The organism is Promicromonospora sp. NPDC060271 (assembly GCF_042726755.1).
GTDB lineage: Bacteria > Actinomycetota > Actinomycetes > Actinomycetales > Cellulomonadaceae > Promicromonospora.
In genome coordinates this window covers 1-8,312 of the sequence record NZ_JBHXBG010000220.1, presented here as the reverse complement: position 1 = coordinate 8,312, position 8,312 = coordinate 1, and the positions used below count along the sequence as shown (strand labels likewise).

Here is an 8,312-nt window from a genome sequence, read left to right as displayed (position 1 = left end):
CGTCGCGGCCTGACAAGAATGACCATGCACTTGCTGCCTGGATCCGAGTGATCCTGGCAGCAGGTGCATGGTCATTTCGAGCGACGGCCGACGACGTCGGCCTCGCGGGGCGGGTCTACTTGATGAGGCGGATGTTCACCGGGTAGCGGTAGGGCGCGCCCTTGTTGTTCTCCACGGCGGCCAGGATCATGAACACCAGCGCCGCGATGAACGCGAGGTACACGATCGACCCGAACCCGAACGTGACCAGGGTGATGATGAACGCGGCTATGTGCACGAAGATCAGCGTGATCTGGAAGTTCAGCGCCTCCTTGGCCTCCTGGTCGACGAACCGGCTGCGGTCCTTGAACACCAGCCAGATCACCAGCGGTGCGATGAACGACAGCAGGACCGGGCCGATCTGGGCGAAGATCGCCCACATGCGCTCGTCCGACGGGTTCAGCGGCTGGGGCTGGTACGGCACGCCGGCGCCGTAGGGCGGGCCGTAACCGGTGCCCGGCTGCGGCTGGCCCGGCTGGCCGGGTGCGGGCTGGTTCGGGTACGGCTGGTCCTGGTACGGGGGCTGGCCGGGCTGGGGTGAGCCGTAGGCGGGAGGCTGCTGCGGCGGCTGGCCGGGCTGCTGCGGCTGGTCAGGCGGCTGAGGCGACTGCTGCGGGTTCTCGGACATGGCCATAACCGTAGAGGCTGCGGCCTCCGAGATGGCTCATGACGTGGTCACGAAATCGATAAGTTCTTCGACTCGTCCCAGCAGCGCCGGGTCGAGGTCGCGGAAGTCGCGCACCGTGCCGAGGATCCGCTGCCAGCCGCGGGCGACGTCGGCCTGTGCCTCGGCAGGCCAGCCCAGGGAGCGCAGGATGCCGAGCTTCCACTCGGTACCCCTGTCGATGACCGGCCAGCGGTCCAGCCCGAGCCGCTCGGCGCGCACCGCCTGCCACACGTCGACGTACGGGTGGCCGAGCACCAGCACGGTGCCCTGCGGGACGTGGCGCAGCGCGTCGTCGGTCAGCCGCTGCTCCTTCGACCCGGGGACCAGGTGGTCGACCAGCACGCCGACGCGGCGGTCGGCGTCGGGCCGGAACTCGGCGAGACGTTCGGCGAGGTGGTCCACGCCGTCCAGCATCTCGACCACCACGCCCTCGACGCGCAGGTCGTCGCCCCAGACCTTCTCGACGAGCTCGGCGTCGTGCCTGCCCTCCACCCAGATGCGGCTGCCCCGTGCCACGCGGGCCCTGGCACCGTGCACCGCCACCGACCCGGAGGCGGTGCGCGTGGGCTGGACGGGCGCGCGGCGCAGGACGGGCGCCGTGAGCACCACGGGCTTGCCCTCCACCCAGAATCCCGGGCCGAGCGGGAAGGTCCGGGTGCGGCCGCGCCGGTCCTCGAGAACCACCACGTGCATCCCGCCCGACTTCTCGACACGGACGACGGCGCCCACCCAGCCGGTCTCGACCTCTTCGACCACGAGCCCGGTATCGGCGGCCATGGGCTGCGACGTAGGCCGGCTCCGCCCCCGCTGCGCACCAGGAAAAGCGGGGGACAGCACATCGGGCCCATACCGTTCGTCAACCACGGGCTGACCCTAGTTCCGCCGCCCCGCTGAGTGCTGGATATCTGTGCTCTCGGAGTGTCTGAACGCGCAAATAGCCAGCACTCAACGAGGAACGCGGAGGGCCGCTTCCGTGCGGGTCGACACGCCGAGCTTGCGCAGGATCGCCGAGACGTGCACCGAGGCGGTCTTGGCCGAGATGAACAGCCGCTCCGCGATCTGCCCGTTGGTCAAGCCCTCCGCGACGAGTGCGAGCACCTGCTGCTCCCGCGGGGTGAGCGTGTCCGGCACGCCGCCCGCCGTTGGCGAGGACGCCGCCGGTGAGGACGCCGCCGCCGTCGGCGCGGGCGCCTCGGCGGGCCCGCCACGGCCGGTCAGGCCGGCCCGGTCGATCAGGCCCTGCGCCCGCTGGACGATCAGCCCCGCGCCGATCTTCTCCGCCTCGGTGATCGCCGACCCGAGCGCCGATCGCGCCCCGGGCCGGTCGCCGGCCTCGAGCAGCCGCGCACCCTCCCGGTACAGCGCGTACGGGCGCAGGTGGGCGGGCCCGGGGCCGGGCTGTTCGGCGACGGCCGTCCACGGGCCGGTACCCAGCTCCGCCTCGAACACCGCGGACCACACGGGGAACGTCGGCCAGTGAGCGCACTCGGCGAGCGCCGCGCGGTACGGGGCGTCGTCGACGTCCTGGCCGGCCGCCCGGAGCTCGGCGATCGCCCGCGCCGCCGTCGCGAGAGACGTGAGGTCGTAGGCCGGGCTGCGCGGGTGGTCCGGCGCGACGACCACCGAGAGGCGCTCCAGCGCCGCGGCCGGCTCGCCGCGCAGCAGCTCGAGCTCCGCCTGGGTGGCCCTGCTGCGGGACCGGATCTGTTCCTCCAGGCGGCCGAACCGCTCCCAGGTGGCCGCGCGGTGGCGGGCCTCGGCCTGTGCCCGCTCGACGTCGCCGCGCCACATCAGGAGCCAGGCGCGGCGCTCGGTCAGGTAGGCGGTGTACACGCTGTCGTGGATCAGGGGCACCGTGCGCTCGTACCAGGCGGCCGCCTCGGCCCAGTCGCCGCGCCCGATCCAGGCCTCGACGACGTTCCCTTCGATCATGATTCGCGAGCCCTCGGAGGCGCCGTGCCGGCGTGCCTCCGTGATCCCCTCCTGGGCGATCTCGACCGCCCGGTCCCACTCGCCGACGAGGATCCGGGAGTCCGAGCCGTTGGTGTAGTACCGGCTCAGCCCTCGCCAGGCGCCCTGCGCCGCATCGCGTGCGGCGTCGATCTCGGCGAAGCCGCCGGCGTCGCCGCGCTGGACCCGGCTCACGCCGCGCAGGTTCAGCGCTACCGACGTGACCTCGGGGCTGCCGATCGCGATCCCCGCCTCGTAGGCGGCGGTGGCCGCCACTATTCCTTCCTCGGTCCGGCCGTCGAGCATGGCGTGGCGCGCCCGCAGCATCAGGAGGTGGGCGCGGACGGCGTCGTCCCGGCCGGGTTCGACGAGGGCGAGGGCCCGCTCGATGAGCTCCGGCCCCTCGCCGGAGCCGGCGTGGCCCGCGATGAGCGCCGTGTCGGAGAGCATGCCGGCGAGGCCCGCCGGGTCGTCGCGGGGCCACTCGGCGATCGCCTCGTGGGCAACGGCCAGGGCGCGGGTGGTCCGGGTGGACCCGCGCAGCGACTCGGCGACGGTGCGGAGCAGCTCGTGGTGCGGCAGGCCGGCCACGGCCTCGGCGTCGGGCACCTGTTCCCAGAGCTCCAGGGCGCGCTCCCCGAGGGCGACCGCGGTGGACGACGCCGCGCCGTCCGCCGCCGCCCGGTGCCCGACGACGGCCGCCGCGAGCGCCCTGTCCAGGATGCCGGCACGCCACCAGTGGTCGGCTATCCGGGACAGCTTGGCGACCGACCGGGCGCGCCGGACGAGGGCGCCCTCCAGCGCCCGTGCGTACGCGGCGTGCAGGCGGCGGCGCTCGCCCGGCAGCAGCTCGGCGTACACGGCCTCCTGGACCAGCGCGTGCCGGAAGGCGTAGCCGATGTCCGTGGTCACCAGCACCTGGGCGTCGACCGCCTCGCGCAGCCCGTCCTCGGGTTCGGGTCCGACGCCGGTGGTGACGTCGGCCAGGACGTCGTCGAGCACGTCGTGCCAGACGCGCGGGCCGGCGGCCGCGACGACGCGGCAGAGGGCCTGGGCCTCGCGGCTCAGGTTCCAGTAGCGCAGCAGGAGGATGTCGCGCAGGGAGTCGGGCAGGTCGGTGTCCAGGAAGCCGACCAGCTCCTCGACGTAGAAGGGGACGCCCTCGCTGCGGTCGGCCAGGTCGGCGAACGGCTCGGCGGAGCGGTCGGCGTCGAACCCGGCGGGGGCGACGGGGTCCAGACCGCGTGCGAGGCCGTCCTGGCGGCCGGTGGTGCCGCCGAGCAGGTCGCGCGCCATCTCCCGGACCTCCGCGACGCCCAGGCGGGCCAGGTCGAGGCGGGTCGTGAGCCGGGCCCGGTCGAGCTCGGCCATGACGCTGCGCAGGGGGTGCGCGCGGCCGACGTCGTCGCTGCGGTAGGTGAGCAGCAGGAGCAGTCCGGCGGGTGCGGTGCGGGCGAGGCGCAGGGCGACGGCGCGGGTGACGTCGTCGGCCCAGTGCAGGTCCTCCATGATCACGATGACGGGGCGCTCGGCCGCGAGGCCGGCGAGCAGGTTGGTGAGGACCTCGGGAAGGCGGTCCGCTCCGGCGTCGGACGCCGGTGCGACGAGCTGGGGTGCGACGGCGGACAGGGCGCTCGCGGCGGGTCCGGCCGCGGCGACCGCCGCCTCGGGGCCAACCGTCCGGACGATGCCGCGCAGCAGTCCGGCGAGGGCCGCGTAGGGGAGGGGGCCGGAGCCCTCGTCGGCGCACTGTCCGGTGAGGACGGTGACGCCGTCGGCGTGCGCGCTGAGCTCGTCGAGGAGGCGGGTCTTGCCGATCCCTGCCTCGCCGGCGATCACCACCGTGCGGTTGCCACCCGAGCGGACGGCGTCGAGGGCGGCTCTGAGCTCGCCGAGCTCTCTGGCTCGACCCACCAGACGGGCGCGGGGAACCGGCATGGGCTCATCGTCCCATGCCGGTCCCTTTGTCGGTCCGCTGGTCATCGTCGCTGGTCGTGTCTGTTCGGCACGGCTGTCCGGCACGGGCTGGCGCCGCGCGTCAGGCGACGCGGGGCCTGGCCGTGCGGGCGGCCTCGGCCTGCCTGGTGGGCTCTGCGGCGCGCTGCTCGGCCGCCCGCCGGCGGGCGTTCTCCTTGCGCTCGCGGGCCACCCGTGACTGCTCGGCCCGGCGGTTGACCTCCTGCTCGTTGGTGCGGTACTCGGCATAGTCGGAGAAACCGAACATGGTGTGTGCCTCCTGGTCGTCGCAGGCCCGTCGCCGGCGATGACTCAAGGTTCGTCCGTGAGGTACCCCTGGCGGATCGGGTGGTCTCCGCATCTTTCGGACCGGGTCCGCCGAGGTGTTCGGCGGCACCTAAGGCATTGCCTTATTCGGCCCCTCGCGAACGGGGAGGCCACTAGGGTGAGGCACCCCTGACCTGCCGGTCTGCCCCGTTCGGGCCCGGCCGGTGGGGACGGGTGGCGGGTCGAGGGCTTGGCCTGTGGCGTGTGCCGGATAGGATTGGCACTCGGCAGGCGAGAGTGCTGGAGCGCCGGCCGGAACCCGGGTGCAGGTCCCGGACGTTCTACCTGGGACGGAGGTGAACGCGGTGAGCGAAGAACGCAGGCTCGATGTCTTGCGAGCGATCGTGGAGGACTATGTCCGGACACGGGAGCCCGTGGGCTCCCGCATACTCACCGAGCGGCACAAGCTCGGTGTCTCCCCGGCGACCGTGCGCAACGACATGGCTGCCCTGGAAGAGGCCGGGCTCATCGCCCAGCCCCACACCTCGGCCGGACGCATCCCGACGGACAAGGGCTACCGCCTGTTCGTGGACCAGCTCGCGGAGGTGCGCCCGCTGAGCGTGCCCCAGAAGCGCGCCATCGAGACGTTCCTGTCCGAGGCGGTCGACCTCGACGACGTGGTGGCTCGCGCCGGGCGCCTCATCGCGCAGCTCACCGGCCAGGTCGCCGTCGTGCAGTACCCGTCGCTGCGCCGTTCCGGGCTGCGGCACCTCGAGCTCGTGCCCTCCGTGGAGGGGCGGCTCCTCGTCGTCGTCATCACGGACACGGGACGGGTGGAGCAGCGTTACCTCGACGCGCCCGTCGGGATGGACGACGGGACGCTCGGCGAGCTGCGCGCGCGTTTCAACGCCGCGGCCGCCGGCCACCGGCTCACCGAGATCGGCACGGCCTTCGCGCGGGTCACCGAGGCGATGCCCGACGAGCACCGCGCGCTGGGTACGGCCGTGGCCGAGGTGGTCACCGCGGCGCTCGCGGAGGAGAGCGAGGAACGCATAGTGCTGACGGGGCAGGCCAACCTGGCGCGCTCCGGCATGCGGTTCGAACAGGGCCTGCGTCCCGTGCTCGAGGCCCTCGAGGAGCAGGTGGTCCTGCTCGGGCTCCTCACCGACATGACCGACGACGCGGGCGTTGCCGTGAGCATCGGCCACGAGAACCGGCTGGCGGGCCTGTCGGAGACCTCGGTGGTCACGTCCGGCTACGGCTCGTCCGACGGCGACACCGTCGCGATCCTGAGCTCGATCGGCCCCACCCGTATGGACTACCCGGGCACCATCGCCGCGGTGCGCGCCGTCGCGCGCTACCTGTCGCGTGTGCTGCCCAACTGACCACTCACCTCTTCACCCCACGTTTCTTCACCTAAGTTCTCAAGAGAGAGACCTGTGACCGACTACTACGAGATTCTCGGTGTTCCGCGCGACGCCTCGCCCGAGCAGATCAAGAAGGCATACCGCAAGCTGGCCCGCGAGCTGCACCCCGACGTGGCAGGCAACGTGGGCGAGGACCGGTTCAAGGACGTCGCGCGTGCCTACGAGGTGCTGTCCAACCCGGACAAGCGCCAGCAGTACGACATGGGTGTCGACCCGACCGCGCCCGGTGGTGGCGCCGGTGGCGGGTTCGGCGCCGGGTTCGGTTTCCAGGACATCTTCGAGACCTTCTTCGGCGGCGGGCAGCCCACCGGGCCGGTCCCGCGCGCCCGGCGCGGCAACGACGCGCTCGTGCGGCTGGACCTCGAGCTCGCCGAGGCGGTGTTCGGCGCGAAGCGCGAGATCCAGGTCGACACGGCCGTGGTGTGCAACACCTGCGCCGGCGACGGCGCGCGGCCGGGCACCTCGGCGCGCACCTGCGACGTCTGCCACGGCCGCGGCTCCGTGCAGCGGGTCGCCCGCTCGTTCCTCGGCCAGGTCATGACCAACCAGCCCTGCTCCGCCTGCGGCGGCTTCGGCACGGTCATCCCGGAGCCCTGCACCGACTGCGCAGGCGAGGGCCGCGTGCGTTCGCGCCGCACCGTCTCCGTGAACGTCCCGGCGGGCGTCGACACCGGCACGCGCATCAAGCTCTCCGCCCAGGGCGAGGTGGGCCCCGGTGGTGGCCCCGCCGGCGACCTGTACGTCGAGATCCGCGAGCGCGCGCACGACACGTTCGTGCGGCGCGGCGACGAGCTGCACTGCACCCTCCAGGTGCCGATGACGGCGGCCGCGCTCGGCACCGTCCTCGAGCTCGACACCCTGGACGGGCTCCAGGAGATCGACCTGCGCCCGGGTACGCAGCCGGGCCAGGTCATGACCCTCAAGGGCCTCGGCGTGGGGCACCTGCACTCGACCGGGCGCGGCGACCTCAACGTGCACATCGAGGTCCAGGTGCCAACGGCCCTGGACGAGGAGCAGACGGCGCTCCTGCAGCAGCTCGCGGTCCTGCGCGGCGAGGAGCGGCCCGAGTCGCGCCTCGCGTCCGCGCACGGCGGCGTGTTCTCGCGGCTGCGCGACAAGTTCAGCGGCCGCTGACCGCCGACCCATGAGCGCGCCAGTCTTTCTCGCGGAGGCGTCCACCGCCCATCCGCTCTCCGGGTACGCCGCGGGCTCGGTCTACGTGCTCGACGGCGCCGAGGGCCGGCACGCCGGCGTCGTCCAGCGGCGCGGCCCGGGGGAGCGGATCGACGTCGTCGACGGCGCGGGAGTACGCCTGCGGACCGTCGTCGAGTCGGTGGCCGGGGCCGAGGTGCACCTCCGGGTCGAGGAGGTGGACGTCGAGCCGGCGCCCGCCGTCGTCGTGACGCTCGTCCAGGCCCTCGCGAAGGGCGACCGCGACGAGATGGCCATCGAGGCCGCCACCGAGGTCGGCGTGGACGCCATCATCCCGTGGCAGGCCGAGCGGTCGGTCGTCGTCTGGCGCGGCGACCGGGCCGCGAAGTCGCGGGCACGCTGGGTGAGCACCGTGCGGGCCGCGACCAAGCAGGCCCGCCGCTGCCGCATACCCGACGTCGAGCTGCCGCTGAGCACCAAGCAGCTCGCGGCCAGGACCCGCTCGGTCGTCGCGGCGGGCGGGACCGTTGCCGTGCTGCACGAGGAGGCGAAGACGGGCCTGGCGGCGGTAGCGCTGCCCGAAGCGGGCGAGGTGCTTCTCGTCGTCGGTCCCGAGGGCGGGATCTCGGAGGCCGAGGTCGCCTTGCTGATCGACGCGGGTGCGGTGCTCGCCCGCCTCGGCCCGCACGTCCTGCGCACGTCGACGGCGGGCCCGGTGGCGACAGCCCTCCTGAGCGACCGCCTGGGCCGCTGGACCTGACCGCCCCGCGAAGTAGAGCGCCTGTCCGGACACACGCTCTACCTCGCGCGCCCGAGGCGATGGTCACCACCAGCTCGTCGGCAGCCAGCGGCTC

General features: G+C 73.4%; 7 protein-coding genes. 3 read left to right on the top strand and 4 right to left on the bottom strand.

What is annotated here, in order from left to right; translation table 11 throughout:
- Window positions 1–115: 115 nt before the first annotated feature.
- The 4 genes from ACFWE2_RS23225 to ACFWE2_RS23210 form a co-directional block, all read right to left on the bottom strand.
- Entirely contained in the window at window positions 116–667 is a 552-nt protein-coding gene (locus tag ACFWE2_RS23225) for a DUF4870 domain-containing protein (protein WP_377226574.1), read from the bottom strand.
- 36 nt (window positions 668–703) lie between these two features.
- Entirely contained in the window at window positions 704–1,570 is an 867-nt protein-coding gene (locus ACFWE2_RS23220) for a DUF3097 domain-containing protein (RefSeq protein ID WP_377226573.1), read from the bottom strand.
- Window positions 1,571–1,651: 81 nt separating this feature from the next.
- Entirely contained in the window at window positions 1,652–4,594 is a 2,943-nt protein-coding gene (locus ACFWE2_RS23215; protein ID WP_377226572.1) for an AAA family ATPase, read from the bottom strand.
- Between the two features lie 100 nt (window positions 4,595–4,694).
- Window positions 4,695–4,880 (bottom strand): hypothetical protein, encoded by a 186-nt coding sequence (locus ACFWE2_RS23210; RefSeq protein ID WP_377226571.1) that lies wholly within the window; start codon window positions 4,878–4,880, stop codon window positions 4,695–4,697.
- Between the two features lie 364 nt (window positions 4,881–5,244).
- Here ACFWE2_RS23210 and hrcA point away from each other — a divergent pair, with 364 nt between their 5' ends.
- The 3 genes from hrcA to ACFWE2_RS23195 are packed head-to-tail and all read left to right on the top strand — an operon-like array spanning window position 5,245 to window position 8,218.
- Window positions 5,245–6,264, top strand: coding sequence for a heat-inducible transcriptional repressor HrcA (gene hrcA, locus ACFWE2_RS23205; RefSeq protein WP_377226570.1), 1,020 nt, complete (start codon window positions 5,245–5,247; stop codon window positions 6,262–6,264).
- Window positions 6,265–6,318: 54 nt separating this feature from the next.
- Window positions 6,319–7,440 carry a molecular chaperone DnaJ gene (gene dnaJ, locus ACFWE2_RS23200; protein WP_377226569.1) on the top strand — a complete coding sequence of 374 codons (1,122 nt, stop codon included), beginning with the start codon at window positions 6,319–6,321 and terminating at the stop codon, window positions 7,438–7,440.
- A 10-nt stretch (window positions 7,441–7,450) separates the two neighbouring features.
- On the top strand, window positions 7,451–8,218 hold the full coding sequence (locus ACFWE2_RS23195; RefSeq protein WP_377226568.1) for a 16S rRNA (uracil(1498)-N(3))-methyltransferase: 768 nt from the start codon (window positions 7,451–7,453) through the stop codon (window positions 8,216–8,218).
- Window positions 8,219–8,312: the final 94 nt, after the last annotated feature.